At 67.0% G+C, this 17,867-nt stretch carries 19 protein-coding genes; 9 read left to right on the forward strand and 10 right to left on the reverse strand.

Annotated features, from left to right (window positions below; all coding sequences use genetic code 11):
• The first annotated feature begins 9 nt into the window (after positions 1-9).
• From def (KO490_RS05055) to fmt, 4 genes are read left to right on the forward strand one after another with little or no spacing between them, the layout of a single operon-like run.
• Entirely contained in the window at positions 10-531 is a 522-nt protein-coding gene (gene def / locus KO490_RS05055) for a peptide deformylase (RefSeq protein WP_216018304.1), read from the forward strand.
• Positions 524-1,033 carry a peptide deformylase gene (locus KO490_RS05060; RefSeq protein WP_216018305.1) on the forward strand — a complete coding sequence of 170 codons (510 nt, stop codon included), beginning with the start codon at positions 524-526 and terminating at the stop codon, positions 1,031-1,033. Before def (KO490_RS05055) ends, KO490_RS05060 begins: the two co-directional genes overlap by 8 nt.
• On the forward strand, positions 1,034-1,534 hold the full coding sequence (def, locus tag KO490_RS05065) for a peptide deformylase (RefSeq protein WP_216018306.1): 501 nt from the start codon (positions 1,034-1,036) through the stop codon (positions 1,532-1,534). It begins immediately after the preceding gene.
• Between the two features lie 27 nt (positions 1,535-1,561).
• Positions 1,562-2,455 (forward strand): methionyl-tRNA formyltransferase, encoded by an 894-nt coding sequence (gene fmt, locus KO490_RS05070; RefSeq protein ID WP_216018307.1) that lies wholly within the window; start codon positions 1,562-1,564, stop codon positions 2,453-2,455.
• A 107-nt stretch (positions 2,456-2,562) separates the two neighbouring features.
• Here the strand turns inward: fmt and secA are convergent, their stop codons facing one another.
• A complete protein-coding gene (gene secA / locus KO490_RS05075) occupies positions 2,563-5,268 on the reverse strand; it encodes a preprotein translocase subunit SecA (RefSeq protein WP_216018308.1) in 2,706 nt (901 codons plus the stop codon).
• Between the two features lie 211 nt (positions 5,269-5,479).
• On the opposite strand from secA, the gene KO490_RS05080 reads away from it, so the two are divergent.
• The 4 genes from KO490_RS05080 to KO490_RS16550 all read left to right on the forward strand — a co-directional run bounded on the left by KO490_RS05080 (position 5,480) and on the right by KO490_RS16550 (position 8,211).
• Positions 5,480-6,313, forward strand: coding sequence for a peptidylprolyl isomerase (locus tag KO490_RS05080; RefSeq protein ID WP_216018309.1), 834 nt, complete (start codon positions 5,480-5,482; stop codon positions 6,311-6,313).
• Positions 6,313-7,566 (forward strand): bifunctional glutamate N-acetyltransferase/amino-acid acetyltransferase ArgJ, encoded by a 1,254-nt coding sequence (argJ, locus tag KO490_RS05085; RefSeq protein ID WP_216018452.1) that lies wholly within the window; start codon positions 6,313-6,315, stop codon positions 7,564-7,566. Before KO490_RS05080 ends, argJ begins: the two co-directional genes overlap by 1 nt.
• On the forward strand, positions 7,563-7,961 hold the full coding sequence (gene mutT, locus KO490_RS05090) for an 8-oxo-dGTP diphosphatase MutT (RefSeq protein ID WP_216018310.1): 399 nt from the start codon (positions 7,563-7,565) through the stop codon (positions 7,959-7,961). Before argJ ends, mutT begins: the two co-directional genes overlap by 4 nt.
• A gap of 121 nt (positions 7,962-8,082) precedes the next feature.
• On the forward strand, positions 8,083-8,211 hold the full coding sequence (locus KO490_RS16550) for a hypothetical protein (RefSeq protein ID WP_256447462.1): 129 nt from the start codon (positions 8,083-8,085) through the stop codon (positions 8,209-8,211).
• 216 nt (positions 8,212-8,427) lie between these two features.
• Here KO490_RS16550 and infB read toward each other — a convergent pair whose 3' ends face one another.
• From infB to pip, 6 genes are all read right to left on the reverse strand, one after another.
• Positions 8,428-10,977 (reverse strand): translation initiation factor IF-2, encoded by a 2,550-nt coding sequence (gene infB, locus KO490_RS05095; RefSeq protein WP_216018311.1) that lies wholly within the window; start codon positions 10,975-10,977, stop codon positions 8,428-8,430.
• An 8-nt stretch (positions 10,978-10,985) separates the two neighbouring features.
• Positions 10,986-11,606 carry an RNA-binding protein gene (locus KO490_RS05100; protein WP_216018312.1) on the reverse strand — a complete coding sequence of 207 codons (621 nt, stop codon included), beginning with the start codon at positions 11,604-11,606 and terminating at the stop codon, positions 10,986-10,988.
• A gap of 25 nt (positions 11,607-11,631) precedes the next feature.
• A complete protein-coding gene (gene nusA / locus KO490_RS05105) occupies positions 11,632-13,251 on the reverse strand; it encodes a transcription termination factor NusA (protein WP_216018313.1) in 1,620 nt (539 codons plus the stop codon).
• Between the two features lie 3 nt (positions 13,252-13,254).
• A complete protein-coding gene (gene rimP, locus KO490_RS05110) occupies positions 13,255-13,890 on the reverse strand; it encodes a ribosome maturation factor RimP (protein ID WP_216018314.1) in 636 nt (211 codons plus the stop codon).
• Positions 13,891-14,021: 131 nt separating this feature from the next.
• Positions 14,022-14,480 (reverse strand): TspO/MBR family protein, encoded by a 459-nt coding sequence (locus KO490_RS05115; protein WP_216018315.1) that lies wholly within the window; start codon positions 14,478-14,480, stop codon positions 14,022-14,024.
• Entirely contained in the window at positions 14,477-15,469 is a 993-nt protein-coding gene (pip, locus tag KO490_RS05120; protein ID WP_216018316.1) for a prolyl aminopeptidase, read from the reverse strand. The genes KO490_RS05115 and pip overlap by 4 nt, the downstream gene beginning before the upstream one ends.
• Positions 15,470-15,517: 48 nt before the next feature.
• Between pip and ubiG the strand changes: the two genes are divergently transcribed.
• On the forward strand, positions 15,518-16,252 hold the full coding sequence (gene ubiG / locus KO490_RS05125) for a bifunctional 2-polyprenyl-6-hydroxyphenol methylase/3-demethylubiquinol 3-O-methyltransferase UbiG (RefSeq protein WP_216018317.1): 735 nt from the start codon (positions 15,518-15,520) through the stop codon (positions 16,250-16,252).
• On the opposite strand, the gene KO490_RS05130 is transcribed toward ubiG, so the two are convergent.
• Genes KO490_RS05130 through grxC form a run of 3 tightly spaced genes read right to left on the reverse strand, consistent with a single transcriptional unit; the run spans position 16,225 to position 17,863 of the window.
• Complete coding sequence (locus KO490_RS05130; RefSeq protein ID WP_216018318.1) at positions 16,225-16,725, reverse strand: MarR family winged helix-turn-helix transcriptional regulator; 501 nt, start codon at positions 16,723-16,725, stop codon at positions 16,225-16,227. The genes ubiG and KO490_RS05130 overlap by 28 nt on opposite strands.
• A 17-nt stretch (positions 16,726-16,742) precedes the next feature.
• Entirely contained in the window at positions 16,743-17,582 is an 840-nt protein-coding gene (locus tag KO490_RS05135) for a carbon-nitrogen hydrolase family protein (protein WP_216018453.1), read from the reverse strand.
• Positions 17,583-17,596: 14 nt separating this feature from the next.
• Entirely contained in the window at positions 17,597-17,863 is a 267-nt protein-coding gene (grxC, locus tag KO490_RS05140; protein WP_216018319.1) for a glutaredoxin 3, read from the reverse strand.
• Positions 17,864-17,867 lie beyond the last annotated feature (4 nt).

A 17,867-nucleotide genomic window follows, 5' to 3' on the forward strand; every position in this document is an offset into this window, starting at 1 on the left:
TTCGCGGGAATGAGCCTGAAACCGATCCTGATCCATCCCGATCCCCGCCTGAAGAAGGTGGCCGACCCCATCGCGCGCATCACCCCCGAGGTCGAGACGCTGGCCGCCGACATGCTTGCGACCATGTACGATGCACCGGGCATCGGACTGGCGGGTCCGCAGATCGGCGTGAACAGCCGGATCTTCGTGATGGACGCCACCCGCGACCCCGAGGCCGAGCCCGCGCCCATGGTCCTGATCAACCCCGAGATCAGCTGGTCCTCCGAGGCGCAGAATTCCTACGAGGAGGGCTGCCTGTCGATCCCCGACCAATATGCCAGCGTCACCCGCCCGTCCGAGGTGCGCCTGACATGGCTGGGATTGGACGGCGCGACCCATGAACGCGAATTCGACGGGCTGTGGGCGACCTGCGCCCAGCACGAGCTGGACCACCTGAACGGCGTGCTGTTCATCGACCACCTGTCCGCGATGAAGCGGCAGATGATCACCCGCAAGATGGTCAAGCTGAAACGAGAGCAGGCCCGTGGCTGACGAGGCGGCCGGTCGGGACGGGGCGACCCGTCCGACCCTGCCGGGGCTTGCCCCGGGCCGACCGCGCGCGATCCTTCTGGCGCCCGATGCGCGCCTTCTGCAGCGATGCGAACCCGCGGGCGTGCTGAACGCCCCCGCCATCCGCGAAATCGTGGCCGATCTGCTGGCCAGCCTGCCCCCGCGGCAGGGGCCGGGGATCGCCGCCCCCCAGATCGGGCGGATGTACCGGATCTTCGTGATGGCCCCCCACCTTGCGAAGGGCACCCCCGTGGTGTTCATCGACCCCGAGATCCTGTGGCGTTCGGACGAAACCGACACGCGGATCGAACATTGCCTGTCGCGGCCGGACAAGTCGTGTCACGTGACGCGACCCGTCTCGATCCGCCTGGGGTGGTACGACCTCTATGGCCGGTATCATGCCGAACTGCTGGAAGGCCCGCGCGCCCGTGCCGCCCAGCATCTGGCCGACCATCTGGACGGCCGCCTCATATCGGAGACCTGAATGCCCGTTCGCCCCTTCATCCCCTATGCCGATCCGCGCCTGCACCGCCCCGCCGACCCGGTCCCCGCCGTGACCGAGACCGTGCGCATGGTCTGGGACGACATGATCGACACGATGGACGCGATGCCGGGCGTCGGCCTTGCGGCCCCGCAGATCGGCATCATGATGCGTCTGGCGGTGGTCGATGCCTCGGACAAGCGCGGCCAGGCCGTCCGCATGGCCAACCCCGAGATCCTGCACGAGAGCATCCAGCTGCGCGCCCATGACGAGGCCAGTCCGAACCTGCCCGGCGTCTTCGCCCGGATCGAGCGTCCGCGTGCCGTGACGGTGCGCTTCCTCAATGCCGACGGAGAGGTGGAGGAGCGCGATTTCGTCGGTCTCTGGGCCACCAGCGTGCAGCATCAGATCGACCATCTGGACGGCAAGCTCTATGTCGACCGCCTGTCGCCGCTGCGGCGCAAGATGCTGGTGCAGAAATCCGGCAAGCTGTCGCGCCGCTGAACCGCAACCGCCAGAAGGGGAACCGCCATGCGCGTGATCTTCATGGGAACGCCCGATTTCTCGGTGCCCGCATTGCGGGCCATCGCCGCCGAACACGAGGTGGTGGCCGTCTATACCCAGCCACCGCGCGCCGCGGGGCGCGGGCAGAAGGCGCGGCCGTCCGCCGTTCATCGCGCGGCCGAGGATCTGGGCCTGCCCGTCCGCCACCCCGCGACGCTGCGCGATCCTGCCGACCGGCAAGCCTTCGCGGATCTGGATGCGGATATCGCCGTGGTCGTGGCCTATGGCCTGATCCTGCCGCAGCCGGTTCTGGATGCGCCGCGCCTGGGCTGCGTGAACATCCACGCCTCGATCCTGCCGCGCTGGCGGGGGGCCGCGCCCATCCACCGCGCCGTCATGGCGGGGGACGCGGAAACAGGCGTGGCTATCATGCAGATGGAGGCGGGCCTGGATACCGGACCGGTCCTGTCGCTGGCGCGCACCCCCATCGACCCGTCCGAGACGACCGCCGACCTGCATGACCGGTTGTCGCGGATGGGGGCGGACCTGATCGTGCGGACGCTGGCCGAACTGCCCAAGGGTGCGGAACCGCAGCCGCGGGATGGCGTGACCTATGCCGCCAAGATCGACAAGGCCGAGGCTCGCATCGACTGGTCCCGCCCCGCATCCGAAGTGGATCGCCAGATCCGCGGGCTGTCGCCCTTTCCGGGGGCGTGGTGCATGATGGGCGATGAACGGATCAAGCTGCTGCGCTCATCCATTGCGGAAGGGCAGGGCGAACCGGGGCAGGTGCTGCGGGGCATGATCATTGCCTGTGGCGAAGGGGCCGTGCAGGTTCACCAGGTGCAGCCTGCGGGCAAGCGGCCCATGGGGGCCGATGACTTCCTGCGTGGCTGGACAATGCCGACCCATCTGGGCTGAGGGGCCGGCGCAGCCCGGCCTTCGGACCGGATCGCGGCGGGGCCTGTCCCCGCCCGACCGGGCCGAAATCGTCGCGGGACGCAAACGGCGCCCCGCGACATGCACGATCAGATCGCGCCGTGGCAGTGCTTGAACTTCTGACCCGACCCGCAGGGGCACAGGTCGTTCCGCGACGGGTTCCCCCAGGTCGAGGGATCGTTCTCGTTGAAGCCCGGCAGGCGCGCGGGGTTCTCCTCGGCGGTCTCGTCGCTCTCGCCCGGATGTTCGGCGGTCAGGTCGGCCTGGGCCGCTTCGCGCTGATCGGCCATCTGGCGCATCATCTCCTCGCGCTCGGTCTCGGTCAGCGGTCGGATCTGCGCCAGCCGCTGCGTCACGTCGAAGCGCAGCCCGTCCAGCAGCGCCTCGAACAGCTGGAAGGCCTCGGTCTTGTATTCCGACAACGGATCGCGCTGCGCATAGCCGCGGAAGCCGACCACCGAGCGCAGATGGTCCAGCGTCAGCAGGTGGTCGCGCCATTTCTGGTCGATCTGCTGCAAGAGGACCTGCTTCTCGATCATCGCCATGTTCTCGGGGCCGAACCCTTGAGTCTTCTCGGCCATGTAGGTGTCGGTCGCATCCACGATGCGCTCTCGCATGGCTTCCTGGTCCACGCCTTCCTCGGCGGCCCATTCGGCCACGGGCAGGTTCATGTTCAGCCGCTCGCGGATGGCGCTCGACAGACCCTCGATATCCCACTGATCGGCATAGCTGCGCGCGGGCATGAAATCCTCGACCAGGTCGTCGATGACCTGATGGCGCATGTCGGCGGTGATCTCGCCCACTTCCTCGCTGTCCATGATCTCGCGGCGCTGGCTGAAGATCGCCTTGCGCTGGTCGTTCATGACGTCGTCGAATTTCAGCAGCTGCTTGCGGATGTCGAAGTTGCGCCCCTCGACCTTGGCCTGCGCGCGTTCCAGCGACTTGTTCACCCAAGGATGCACGATCGCCTCGCCTTCCTTCATCCCGAGCGAGGAGAGAACCTTGTCCAGTCGCTCGGACCCGAAGATCCGCATCAGGTCGTCGTCCAGCGACAGGAAGAACAGCGAACGGCCCGGGTCGCCCTGACGGCCCGAACGGCCGCGCAGCTGGTTGTCGATCCGGCGGCTCTCGTGGCGCTCGGTGCCCAGGACGAACAGGCCGCCCGCATCCAGCACCTTCTGCTTCTCGCCCGCGTGCTGGGCCTCGATCCGGGCGCGCAGCTCGTCGGGATTGGCGTCCGGATCGGCGTTCAGCGCCTCCATGACCTTCATCTCGACATTGCCGCCCAGCTGGATGTCGGTGCCGCGACCGGCCATGTTGGTGGCGATGGTGACCGCCCCCATCTTGCCGGCATCGGCGACGATCTGGGCCTCGGCCTCGTGCTGGCGGGCGTTCAGGACGTTGTGGGGGACGCCGTCGCGGGTCAGCAGCTGGGACAGCATCTCGGATTTCTCGATGCTGGTGGTGCCCACCAGGGTCGGCTGACCCTTGGCATGGGCCTCCTTGATCGCCTCGATCACGGCGGCGTATTTTTCCTGCGCGGTGCGATAGACGCGGTCGTGTTCGTCCTGGCGTGCGATGCCGCGATTGGTCGGAACCTCGACCACGCCCAGCTTGTAGATCTCGGCGAATTCCTCGGCCTCGGTCGATGCCGTGCCGGTCATGCCGCCCAGCTTCTCGTAGAGGCGGAAGTAGTTCTGGAAGGTCACGCTCGCCAGCGTGACGTTCTCGGGCTGGATCTCGACGCCTTCCTTGGCCTCGATCGCCTGGTGCAGACCGTCCGACAGGCGGCGGCCCTTCATCATGCGACCGGTGAATTCGTCGATCAGCGCGACCTCGCCGTCGCGGATCATGTAGTGCTGATCCTTCATGAACAGCTTGTGCGCGCGCAGCGCCTGGCTGGCGTGATGCACGATGGTGGTCGATTCGGGATCATACAGCGTCTGGCCTTCCGGCAGGACGCCATCGGCCTGCAGGCGCTGTTCGAGGAATTCGTTGCCTTCCTCGGTGAAGGTCGCGTTGCGGGCCTTCTCGTCCAGCTTGTAATGCTCGTCGGTCAGCAGCGGGATGTACTGGTCAAGCACGCGGTACAGTTCCGACCGGTCCTGCGACGGGCCGCTGATGATCAGCGGCGTGCGGGCCTCGTCGATCAGGATGCTGTCGACCTCGTCCACGATGGCGTAATTGTGGCCGCGCTGGACCATCTCGGCCACGCTGCCCTTCATGTTGTCGCGAAGATAGTCGAAGCCCAGCTCGTTGTTGGTGGCATAGGTCACGTCCGCGGCATAGGCCTGCCGCTTCTCGTCCTCGGGCTGGAAGGGGACGACGACGCCGCAGGTCAGGCCCAGCTGGGCATAGACCTTGGACATCCATTCCGCATCGCGCTTGGCCAGGTAATCGTTGACGGTGACGACATGGACGCCCTTGCCCGACAGCGCGTTCAGATAGGCCGGGAAGGTCGCGACCAGGGTCTTGCCCTCGCCGGTCTTCATCTCCGAGATGTTGCCCTCGTGCATGAAGATGCCGCCCATCAGCTGCACGTCGAAGGCGCGAAGCCCCAGGGCGCGGCGGGCGCCCTCGCGGCAGTTCGCGAAGGCTTCGGGCAGGATCGCGTCCAGGCTTTCGCCCGCGGCGACGCGGTCCTGGAACTCGCGGGTCTTCGCGATCAGCCCCTCGTCGGACAATGCGGTGAACTCGTCCTCCAGCGCGTTGATGCGGGCGACCAGCGGACGGGTCGATTTCACCTTGCGGTCGTTCGGCGTACCGAAGACCTTCTTCGCCAGAGTTCCGAGCATGTTACCTTCACAATCACATAGTTGGGAAAGGTGCGTCAGCAGCGGGCCACTTGCCCGCACCGGCCGCATTGCCGTATCAGGGCCCTGAACGAACGCGGCGGCGGCGCCTTCCACGGAGTTGCTTCGGGATGTAGGCCCGCCCTGCCTGACTGTCAATGTTGGCGCCAATGCCCGTGACGGGCGCGGCGCCGTGATCTGGAAGGATTTCCCGATGTTTCGACCCGTTTTGAAGGCCGCGATCGTTGCGGTGCCGCTGATGGCTGCCGCCGCGCAGGCGCAGGATGCCGATACCGTGGTCGCGACGGTGGACGGCCAGGACATCACCCTGGGCCAGATGATCGTGATGCGCCAATCGGTGCAGGACCCGGCCATGGCCGGCATGCCCGCCGAGGCGCTGTGGGACACGCTGCTGGACCAGCTGGTGCGCCAGGCCGCCGTCGCGCATGCCGCCGAGGATACGCCCATGCTGCGCGCCCAGCAGGAGCTGCAGGCCCGCAATACCGCCGCTACCGCCTTCGTGGGCCAGATGGCCGAGGCCGAACCCTCGGACGAGGAACTGCAGGCCGCCTATGACAAGCTGTTCGCCGATGCGGAAGCGGTGCAGGAATACAACGCCGCCCATATCCTGGTCGAGACCGAGGAAGAGGCGAAGGACCTGAAGGCCCAGCTGGACGACGGCGCCGATTTCGGGGATCTGGCCGAACAGCATTCGACCGGCCCCTCGGGTCCGAATCGCGGCGATCTGGGCTGGTTCGCCGCCGATCAGATGGTCGCCCCCTTCGCCGAGGCCGTGGCCGCGATGGAACCCGGCGCGATCTCGGACCCTGTGCAGACCGATTTCGGCTGGCACGTGATCAAGCTGAACGAGACCCGGATGCAGGAGGCCCCCTCGCTGGACGAGGTCCGCGCGGAACTGGCGCAGATGGTCCGCCGCGAGAAGGTCGAGACCGAGATCGAGCGCATCGCGGGCGAGGCCGAGGTGACCCGCACCGAGGATCTGGACCCCGCGCTGCTGCAGGACGACAGCCTGCTGGAGAGCGAATGATGGGCAAGGCCGGGCTTCCCGTCTCGCCCCTTGCGCCCGCATCCTTCCCCGATCTTCCGGTGATCGAGGGCGTGGAATTCGCCAGCGCCGCCGCGGGCGTGAAATACCAGGGCCGCACCGATGTCACGCTGATCCGCGTGGCACCGGGCAGCACGGTCGCGGGGGCGTTCACGCGTTCGTCCACCCGCGCGGCCTGCGTGCTGGACAACCAGGCCAAGCTGGCACAGGGGGGCGATGCCCCCGACGGTGCCGCGATCATCATCAATTCCGGCAATGCCAACGCCTTCACCGGCGCGCGCGGACAGGAATCGGTCGATGCGGTGACGGGTGCGGTCGCAACGGCGCTGTCGCTGCCCGCCTCGCGGGTCTTCTCGTCCTCGACGGGGGTGATCGGCGAACCGCTGCCCCATGACCGCATCGTCGCGGCGATAGATGGCCTGGCAGGCAGCCTGAAGGCCGACGGCGCGCCCGAGGCCGCGCGCGCGATCATGACGACAGACACCTTCCCCAAGGGCGCATCCGCCACCGTGGCGGGCGAGGGCGGAGAGATCCGTATCTCGGGCATCGCCAAGGGGTCGGGGATGATCGCGCCGGACATGGCCACGATGCTGGTCTATGTCTTCACCGATGCGGCCATTTCGGCAGACCTGCTGCAGCAGGCGCTGAGCGGCGGGCTGAACGGCAGCTTCAACGCGATCACCGTGGACAGCGACACCTCGACCTCGGATGCGCTGATCCTGGCGGCGACGGGGCGGTCGAAGGCCGCGCCGATCACCTCGCTTGCCGAGGGTCCCGGTGCCGCATTCGTGACCGCGCTGCACGGCGTCATGCGTGAACTGGCGCATCTGGTCGTGCGCGACGGCGAAGGCGCCACCAAGTTCGTCGAGATCGCCGTGACCGGTGCCGCCGACGATGCCGATGCGCGGCTGGTCGCCATGTCGATCGCCAATTCGCCGCTGGTCAAGACCGCCATCGCCGGCGAGGACGCGAACTGGGGCCGCATCGTCGCCGCCGTGGGCAAGTCGGGGGCGAATGCCGATCGCGACCGCCTGTCCATCGCCTTCGGCGACATGGTCGTGGCCCGCGACGGCTGGCGCGATCCCGATTACGACGAGGCCGAGGCCAGCGCCTACATGAAGAACCAGGACCTGCGCATCGCGGTGGATCTGGGGCTGGGGCAGGGCGCGCAGACCGTGTGGACCTGCGATCTGACCCACGGCTATATCGACATCAACGCGGATTACCGGTCGTGAAGACGGTCCTGGTATCCGCCGTCGCCCTGATCGACCCCGAGGGGCGCGTACTTCTGGCACAGCGCCCCGAGGGCAAGTCCATGGCGGGCCTGTGGGAGTTTCCGGGCGGCAAGGTCGAACCCGGCGAGACCCCCGAGGCCGCCCTCATCCGAGAGCTCTACGAGGAGCTGGGAATCGAGACCTGGCAGAGCTGCCTTGCGCCGCTGACCTTCGCCAGCCACAGCTATGCCGATTTCCATCTGCTGATGCCCGTATTTGCCTGTCGCAAGTGGCAGGGGATTCCCCAGCCGCGCGAAGGGCAGCGCCTTGCATGGTCATATGCCCGCGATTTGCGCAATTATGACATGCCTGCGGCGGACATTCCCCTGATCCCGGCCCTGCAAATGTGGCTTTGACGTCGGGTTCTTTGCTTTTATCTTGCAAAACTGCCTATCGCGCGATTAGTTGAATGTGTTGTGTGCCCGTTTTTAACCATTTCATGACTACCTTTGGATATGATCACCAAGGAGGCTTGACATGATCCGCACCATTTCCGTCGGAAGCTACATTTCCGTCCAAGGCCTTTTCGAGGGCTCGACCACGGATGGCAACATCCTCGTCCGCGTCGGCAGCCGCACCTATGAAGGCAAGCCGGTCGGCAAGTAATTCCCGCGGCTCGGGCTTGGGAGGGACCGCGCCGCATCAGGGGAGGAGGAAGAAGGGGCAGCCGCAAGGCTGTCCCTTTTTTCATGGCCGAGGCCCGGACGGGTCGCATGCTGTCCCGGGTCCGGCCGGAGCCGAGGCGACAGCAACCGCCGCGCCCCGCCATGAAAAAGGGCGGCCCGAGGACCGCCCTTTCCGCATTTTTCGTCCTGTGAAGGATCAGAGCGTGCGCTCGACCTCTTCGCGCTCGAAGATCTCGATGACATCGCCGGGGCGGATGTCGTCGTAATTCTCGAAGGCCATGCCGCATTCCTGACCGGACTGCACTTCCTTGACCTCGTCCTTGAAGCGCTTGAGCGTCTTCAGCGTGCCTTCGTGGATCACCACGTTGTCGCGCAGCAGGCGGACGCCAGCACTGCGACGGGCGATCCCTTCGGTGACCAGGCAGCCAGCGACCTTGCCGACGCCGGTGACCTTGAAGACTTCGCGGATCTCGGCATAGCCGATGAAGTTCTCGCGGACTTCGGCCGACAGAAGGCCCGATGCGGCCGCCCGGATGTCGTCCACCAGATCGTAGATCACCGAGTAGTAGCGGATCTCCACGCCCTTCTGGTTGGCCGAGTTGCGGGCCGGGGCGTTCGCACGGACGTTGAAGCCGATGACCGGCGCCTGGCTTGCTTCGGCCAGACCGATATCGGATTCGGTGATCGCACCGACGCCGTAATGCAGGACGCGGACGCGGACCTCGTCGTTGCCGACCTTTTCCAGGGCCTGCACGATGGCTTCCGCCGAACCCTGCACGTCGGCCTTCACGACCACGGGCAGTTCCGCCACGGTCTGGTCGGCCTTCGCCTTGGCCAGCATCTGGTCCAGCGTGATCGAGGCGCCTGCAGCGGCCCGCTTGTCCTTGGACTGCTGGGTGCGGAACTCGGCGATCTCGCGGGCCTGGGCCTCGGTCTCGACGACGTTCAGCACGTCACCCGCTTCGGGCGTGCCGTTCAGACCCAGAACCTCGACCGGAACCGAGGGACCGGCTTCCTCGACGCGCTCGCCCTGATCGTTGATCAGCGCACGCACCTTGCCCCATTGTTCGCCGACGACGAAGATGTCGCCGCGACGCAGGGTGCCGTGCTGCACGAGGACCGTCGCGACGGGGCCGCGGCCCACGTCCAGCTGTGCCTCGATGACCGCACCCTGGGCCGCGCGGCCCGGGTTGGCCTTCAGTTCCAGGATCTCTGCCTGAAGCGCGATGGCTTCCAGCAGGGCGTCCAGACCGTGGCCCGTCTTGGCCGAAACCTCGACATCCTGCACGTCGCCGGACATCTGCTCGACGACCACCTCGTGCTGCAGCAGGGCCGTGCGGACCTTCTGGACATCGGCGGTCGGCTTGTCGACCTTGTTGATCGCCACGATCATCGGGACCTTGGCCGCCTTGGCATGGTTGATGGCCTCGATCGTCTGCGGCATCACGGCGTCATCCGCCGCGACGACCAGAACCACGATGTCGGTCACGTTCGCACCGCGGGCACGCATCGAGGTGAAGGCCGCGTGGCCCGGCGTGTCGAGGAAGGTCAGCACCGCCCCCGATTCCGCCTGCACCTGATAGGCGCCGATATGCTGGGTGATGCCGCCGGCCTCGCCCGAGACGACATTGGCCTTGCGGATGGCATCCAGAAGCGAGGTCTTGCCGTGGTCGACATGGCCCATGATCGTGATGATCGGGGGACGCGACTGCAGATCCTCGTCCTTGTCCTGGACGCTGTCGATGACCTGTTCCACGTCGGCATCGCTGACGCGGACCGCACGGTGGCCGAATTCCTCGATCACCAGTTCGGCGGTGTCGGAATCGATGGCCTGGTTCATGCTGACCATCATGCCCATCTTCATCAGCGACTTGACGACATCCGCGGCACGTTCGGCCATGCGGTTCGCCAGTTCCGAGACGACGATGGTATCGGGCAGCTGGACGTCGCGCACCTGCTTCTCGGCGCGTTGACCGCCACCGATCGCCTGCTGGCGGGCCTTTTCCTGCTTGCGCTTCATCGCGGCCATGCTGCGCTGGCGGCCGCCTTCGCCGTTCAGCGCCTGGTTCAGCGACAGCTTGCCCGAGCGACGGTTGTCGTCGCGGGTGGTCTTGTTGCGGTTGTCGCGATCGTTGCGCTCGCGGTCGGGCTTGCGCTGCGTGTTCGACACACCCTTGGTCTCGGCGCGTGCGGCAGCGGCCTCGATCGCGGCCTGGTCGGGCGTCGCGGGCTTGGCTGCGGCTGCGGGCTTGGCCCGTGCATCGCGCTTGGGTTCTTCCTTCTGGCGGGCCTTGGCTTCCTCGGCCTCGCGCGCGGCGCGTGCCTCTTCCTCGGCCTTGGCCTTGCGGGCCTCTTCGCGCTCGCGCTCCTCGCGGGCCTTCGCCTCGATCTCGGCGCGGCGGCGCTCGCGTTCTTCCTCGCGTGCCTTCTCCTCGGCCGCGCGGCGCTCGTTATCCTCGGCCTCGCGGGCCTTGGCTGCGGCAAGCGCCTTCAGGCGGCGCTCCATCTCGGCATCCGAGATGCCGGCGGGGCGCTTGGAGGGATCGCCCGCAACGCGGGCGGTCAGCGGCGTCTTGGCCTTGTCGGCAGGCTGAGAAGCACCGCCGCCGGGCTTGGCGACGACGCGCTTGCGCTTGGTTTCCACGACCACGCTCTTGGTGCGGCCATGGCTGAAACTTTGCTTGACCTGGCCCGAGCGGCCGCTGCCGCCGACGCCCAGGGGCTTCTTTCCGTCTTTGTCGCTCATATGCGTCTTCATTCCTTCCCGGCAGCCGAATTGCTGCCGTCATGCCCGCGCAGACCCGTCAGTCTGCCGGCTTCCAAGATCACCTTGTCCGTCAGGCCACCCGCCGCAAGCGCGCCGTGTATGACATGATCGCGCCCGAAGGACAAACCCAATTCTGTTGCGGTCAGGCAGCCGAACCAGCGTCCGCCGGTCGGCGTCCACAGCTTGCCCTTGCCGCGTTCGGACCCGTCGCTGGCCTGCAGAAGCACCTTTGCGCGCCCCTCGGCCAGCCAGCCCTTGACCTTTTCGAAGCCGGCGACAGCCCGTCCGGTCTTTCGCGCCAGCGATACCAGTTCGACCACCCGCCTGGCGAGGCCGTCCTCGACCTGCGCCACGAGATCGGCGGGCACCGTCACCTTCGTTCGTGCCGCGCGCGAAAAGAGACCCTTCGAGGTCGCCTTTTCCAGCGCGTCACGATCGGCCGCGACCCATATGCCGCGGCCTGGCAGTTTCTCGGCCAGATCGGGAACGATCTGGTCCTCGGGACCGATCACGAAGCGGATCAGTCCTCTCTTGGGTTGGACCTCGCCCGTCGCGATGCAGCGACGTTCGGGGTCTTCCCTTTCATTGGTGCGTCCGCCTCGGCTCAATCCTGCCCTCCTGTCCGGGGCGCGATCAGGCCCCGGTTTCCTCGTCGTCGGTTTCGTCCTCGACCGGCTCTTCCTCGGATTCGAGTTCGGCCGGGTCGACCCAGCCCAACGACACGCGGGCGGTCATCACGAGGGTCTGCGCTTCTTCCAGGGTGACCTCGAAGGGTTCCAGCAGGCCTTCGTCCTTCACGCGCTGGCCGTTGACGGTGGTCCAGCCACCGGCAAGTTCCCAGTCCGCGCAGGTCGCGAAGTCTTCCAGCGTCTTCACGCCATCCTTGGCAAGCGCCTCGACCATCTGGGGTGTCAGACCGTCGAATTCAATAAGGCTGTCTTCGGCACCCAGTTCGCGGGCGGCCGAAAGCGCGGCCTTGTTCTTGGCTTCCAGCACGTCGCGGGCACGGGCCTGCAGTTCCTGTGCGGTGCCTTCGTCCACGCCGTCGATGGTCAGCAGCTCGTCCTGGTCGACATAGGCGACCTCGTCGAGATTGGTGAAGCCCTCGGCCACCAGCAGCTGGGCGAAGAACTCGTCCAGATCCAGCGCATCCATGAACAGCTGGGTGCGGGCGTTGAACTCGGCCTGACGACGCTTGGATTCCTCCTCGTCGGTCAGGATGTCGATGTCCAGGCCCGTCAGCTGGCTGGCAAGGCGCACGTTCTGGCCGCGGCGACCGATGGCCAGCGACAGCTGCTCCTCGGGGACGACGACCTCGATCTTGCCGGCTTCCTCGTCGAAGACGACCTTGCTGACCTCGGCGGGTTGCAGGGCGTTGACCAGGAAGGTGGCCTGATCCTCGTTCCACGGGATGATGTCGATCTTCTCGCCCTGCAGCTCACCCACGACGGCCTGGACGCGGCTGCCGCGCATGCCGACGCAGGCGCCGACCGGGTCGATCGAGTTGTCGTAGCTGATGACCGCGATCTTGGCGCGCGAACCGGGATCGCGGGCCACGGCCTTGATCTCGATCACGCCGTCATAGATCTCGGGCACTTCCATCTTGAACAGCTCGGCCATGAACTGCGGGTCGGTGCGCGACAGGAAGATCTGCGGACCGCGGTTCTCGCGGCGCACGTCCTTGACATAGGCGCGGATGCGGTCGTTCGGGCGATAGCTTTCGCGGCCGATCTTCTCGTTGCGGCGCAGGATCGCCTCGCCACGGCCCACATCGACGATGATGTTGCCGTATTCCTCGCGCTTGACGATGCCGTTGATGATGGTGCCCGCACGATCCTTGAACTCGTCGTACTGGCGATCGCGCTCGGCCTCGCGGACGCGCTGCAGGATGACCTGCTTGGCGGATTGCGCGGCGATGCGGCCCAGCTCGACCGGCGGCACCTGGTCGCTGATTTCATCGCCGACCTTGGGCTCGTCCAGATAGGGGCGAGCCTGCTCGACGGTCAGCTGCGCCTGATAGTTCTCGACCTCGTCATCGGCGACGACGGTGCGGACGCGGGTGAAGGTCGCGTTGCCGTTGCGGCGGTCGATCTTCACGCGGATGTCCATCTCGGCCCCGTAGCGCGACTTGGCGGCACGGGCGAGGCTGTCCTCCATCGCTTCGATGACCAGCTCGGGGTCGATCATCTTCTCGCGTGCGACGGCTTCGGCCGTCTGCAGCAGTTCCAGCTGATTGGCAGAGGTGATCGCCATCGCTCACTCCTTGGTCTGGGCGCCGTCGGCGCCATCTTGGTCGTCGGTTTCGATCTCGTCGAAGGCGGTCTCGTCCAGATTGTCGATCTCGACGCCCGCTTCCTTCTTCTGACGAAGCATTTCCTTGATCAGCTCGTCGGTCAGCACCAGCTTGGCATCCGACAGCCAGTCGAAGTCCAGGCCGATGGTGTGGGTCTCGCCCGCTTCCTCGATATTGATCAGGACCTCGTTGCCCTCGGTGCCCGCAAGGATGCCCTTCCAGCGCTTGCGGCCGTCGATCTGCTGGTTCGTCTCCAGCTTGACCTCGTAGCCCTCGAAGGTCTCGAAATCCTTCATGCGGGTCAGCGGCCGGTCGATGCCGGGGCTGCTGACCTCGAGGTTGTAGGCCTCCTCGACCGGGTCCTCGACATCCAGCGTGGCGCTGACCGCGGTCGAGATCTCGGCGCAGTCGTCCACGTTGATGCCGCCCTCGGGGCGGTCGGCCATGATCTGCAGCAGCGGCGTCTTGCCGCCCTGCAGACGCACGCGGACCAGTTCGAAGCCCATATCCTCGATCACCGGAATGATGATCTCGGCCAGGCGGCGGTCGATCGCGGTCTTGGCGATAAGGTCGTTCGAGACGGGCAGATCGTTCGACATGGGATCCTCTCGGACATGAAAAAGGGGCCGTCAGCGGCCCCCATGCGGAATTTCCGGTGGGCAGGGTTTGGACCCCTGCACCGCTGTCTTGCTGGGCATATAGCGCCGCTTGCCCGCGAATGCAAGCCGGATCAGCCCCCGGCGGCGCCGGGGTTGTCGCGCCAGATCCGCCAGTTCAGTCCCGTGGCCACCAGAAGCCATGCCAGATAGGGCAGGATCATCAGCCCCGACAGCCAGTCCAGACGCCAGAAGGCCAGCGTCATCGCGGCCACCGTCACCAGCAGCGTCAGGATGCAGACCATCGCCAGCGCCATGCGCCGCGCCCCGAAGAACAGGGGCGTCCACAGGGTGTTGAGCGCGATCTGCGCGGCCCAGAGCGCAAGCGCCATTCCCGCGCCGGGCAGCAGCGCCACCCGCGACGCGGCATAGGCCGACAGCAGGTAGATCGCGGTCCAGGCCACGGGAAACGCCCAGTTCGGCGGGGTGAAGCCGGGCTTGGCCAGCCCCTCGTACCAGGTGCCGGGCCTGAACACGAAGCCGGTCGTGGCGGCGGCGGCGCTGGCCAGCAGGAAGATCAGGAACAGGTTCATTCGTCACCCCGTGATGTGCGGTCATCGTCGCGGATCTGGTCCATCACGCCCGCCAGTTCCGCGGTGATGCGCGGTTCGGACAGGGCATGTCCCGATGCGGGCACCAGGCGCATCTGGCAGCGGTCCCAGCCATCGGCCAGCCGCCACGCGCTGAGCGGCGGGCAGACCATGTCGTAGCGGCCCTGCACGATCACGGCGGGCAGATGTTCGATCCTGTGACGGTCGCGCAGAAGCTGCCCTTCATCCAGGAAGCAGCGATTGCTGAAGAAGTGATTCTCGAGCCGGGCGAAGGCGCGGGCGTAATCGGCGGGGGCATGGCTGCCCGGCGACGATTGCAGGCCGGCCAGCGCGTTTTCCCACATCAGCCAGGGCTGCGCGAAGCGCGCCTGCCGCGAGGTGTCGGGATCGAACAGCCGCGCGTGATAGGCCGCGATCATGTCGCCGCGCTCGGCCTCGGGGATGGGTTCCTGGAACTGCGCCCACAGGTCGGGGAAGAACCGCCCCGCGCCGCCGCCATAGAACCAGTCCAGCTCGGTCTGCATCCCCAGGAACACCCCCCGCAGCACGAGGCCGGTGGTGCGGTCGGGATGCGTCTCGGCATAGGCGACGGCCAGCGTCGCCCCCCAGCTGCCGCCGAACAGCAGCCAGCGGTCGATGCCCAGATGCGTGCGAATCGCCTCGATATCGGCGACCAGATGCGGCGTGGTGTTCGCCTCGACCGAGGCCTGGGGCCGCGATCTGCCGCAGCCGCGCTGGTCGAACAGCACGACCCGGTAATGGTCGGGATCGAAGAAGCGCCGCATGAACGGGCTGCAGCCCCCGCCCGGTCCGCCATGCAGCACCACGACGGGCCGGCCCGCCGGGTTGCCGCATTCCTCGACATAGAGCGTGTGGCCAGAGCCCACCTCCAGCATGTGACGCGCGAAGGGTTCGACCGCCGGGTGAAGGCGGCCATGTGACGCGGTGATTTGTCCTGCCAATCGGTCCATGCCCCCTATATAAGACAGACAGACGACGCCTGCCAGAAGGACGCCCGCATGAGCGCCAGCATCGACCCCGCCGAGATCGCCAAGTTCGAGGCCATGGCCGCCGAATGGTGGGACCCGAGGGGCAAGTTCCGCCCCCTGCACCTGATGAACCCGATCCGGCTGGATTACATCGCCACCCAGATCGGCGCCGAATTCGGGCGCGACCGCCGCGAACCGCGTCCCTTTGCCGGGCTGCGCGTGCTGGATATCGGCTGCGGCGGCGGGCTTGTCGCGGAACCGATGACGCGGCTTGGCGCGACGGTGGTGGGCGCCGATGCGGCCGAGCTGAACATCAACGTGGCCCGCGCCCATGCCGAGACGCAGGGACTGGAGATCGACTATCGCGCCACCACCGCCGAGGCGCTGGCCGATGCGGGCGAGGTCTTCGACGTGGTCCTGGCGCTGGAGATCGTCGAGCACGTGGCCGACCCGGCCGAGTTCGTGGCGACCTGCCGCAGGCTGGTGCGTCCCGGCGGGCTGGTGATCCTGTCCACGCTGAACCGCACCACCAAAAGCTTCCTTGCCGCGATTGTCGGGGCGGAATGGGTCATGCGCTGGCTGCCGCGCGGCACGCATGACTGGCAGCGTTTCCCCACGCCCGACGAACTGGCGGGAATGGCCGAACGGGGCGGTCTGCTGCCCGTCGATCGCTGCGGGATGGTGTTCAATCCCGTCAGCTTCGGCTGGCGGCTGTCATCGACCGATCTGTCGGTGAACTACCTGCTGACGTCGCGCGCACCCTGAGCGTCCTCGGCGCTGGGCGGATCCTCCTCCAGCCGGATTCGCAATTCGCGCAGGACGGGCAGGGCGCTGCGGACCCGGTCGGCACCGATATCGCGGACGACGCCCGCGATCAGCGGCATGAAGGCGGCGATCGCCTGATCGCGTGCCTCGCGGCCGGTGCGGCTGATCGACACGAACTTGCGCCGCGCATCGTCCCAGTCGGGGCGGATATGCACATGGCCCGCCCATTCCAGCCGCGACAGCGTGTTCGTCATCGCCCCCCGCGTGACGTGGAACGCCTCGGCTAGCTGGGCGGGGGTGCGTTCCTCGTTCACATGCGCCAGCAGGTTCAGCACCGAGAAATGCGAGATCTGCATCCCGCGGGGCAGCGCCTTGCCAATCAGGTTGCGCGACAACTGATCCGCGATCAGCACCTCGGCAAAGAGGCTGGCGGCCAGTCCGCCATTCGCATGGTCGGCATCATTGCGTGTCACAGGTCTGATCAAAGCCTTCAGGGCCCCAGGAAGGGGCGGTCATGTGCAAGGGACGGGATGCGGGAACGTGCATCGCCAACCGCCTGAAGGTCAAGTGAAACCGTCGTGACGCCGGGTTCCGTGCCGCCATCGGCAAGAACCCTGCCCCAGGGGTCAACGACCAGCGAATGCCCGTGGCTGCGCCGAGGATCGCGGTCGGGGCTGTGGGGGCGGGGATGGGTGCCGCATTGCGCGGGCGCCAGGACGAAGCAGCCGGTCTCGATCGCGCGGGCACGCAGCAGCGTTTCCCAATGCGCCTGCCCGGTGGCGGGGTGAAAGGCCGAGGGCACGGTCAGCAGCTGCGCCCCGGCCTGCGCCAGGCTGCGATACAGCCGGGCGAAACGCAGATCATAGCAGATGGTCATGCCCATCGGCACGTCGTCCACCCGTGCAAGGACGGCCCGGTCGCCGGGGCGATAGGCCGCGCTTTCGCGAAAGCTCTCGGTGTCGCTGATGGTGACGTCGAACATGTGCAGCTTGTCGTATTGCGCCGCGATGCTGCCATCGGGGGCGATCAGCAGGCTGCGATTGGCAAAGCGCCCGTCCGGGTCGTCCGTGGCCAGCGCCAGCGATCCGATCAGCAACCAGATGCCTGCCTCGCGGGCCTCGCGGCGCAGGGCGCGCAGGGTGATGTCGCGATCCTCGGGTTGCAGCACCGCGCGCTGGCGGTCGCGGGATGGAGACAGGATGTTCGTGGCCTCGGGCGTCAGGACCAGCCTTGCGCCCGAAGCCGCGGCCTCGCGGATCAGCGGGATCGTGGTCTGCAGGTTCGTCTCGGGGTCGTCCCCGACATTCAGCTGCACCAGCCCCACGACCAGCGAGGCCGGGGCCATCAGGCCGCGCCCTTGACCAGCGGGTCCAGCTTGCCCGCGCGTTCCATCGCGTAAAGCTCGTCGCAGCCGCCGACGTGGAAATCGCCCACGAAGATTTGCGGGACGCTGCGCTTGCCCGCGCGCCTGGTCATGGCATCGCGCAGCGACGGGTCGGCGCCGACATCCGTTTCCTCGTAGGACAGGCCCTTCTGGTTCAGCAGCTGCTTGGCGCGGATGCAGAAGGGGCAGGTGCGGGTGGTGAAGATCTCGATGCGGGGTTGGGTCATGTCG

This window comes from Paracoccus sp. C2R09, from assembly GCF_018860625.1.
In the GTDB taxonomy this organism is placed as follows: Bacteria; Pseudomonadota; Alphaproteobacteria; order Rhodobacterales; family Rhodobacteraceae; genus Paracoccus.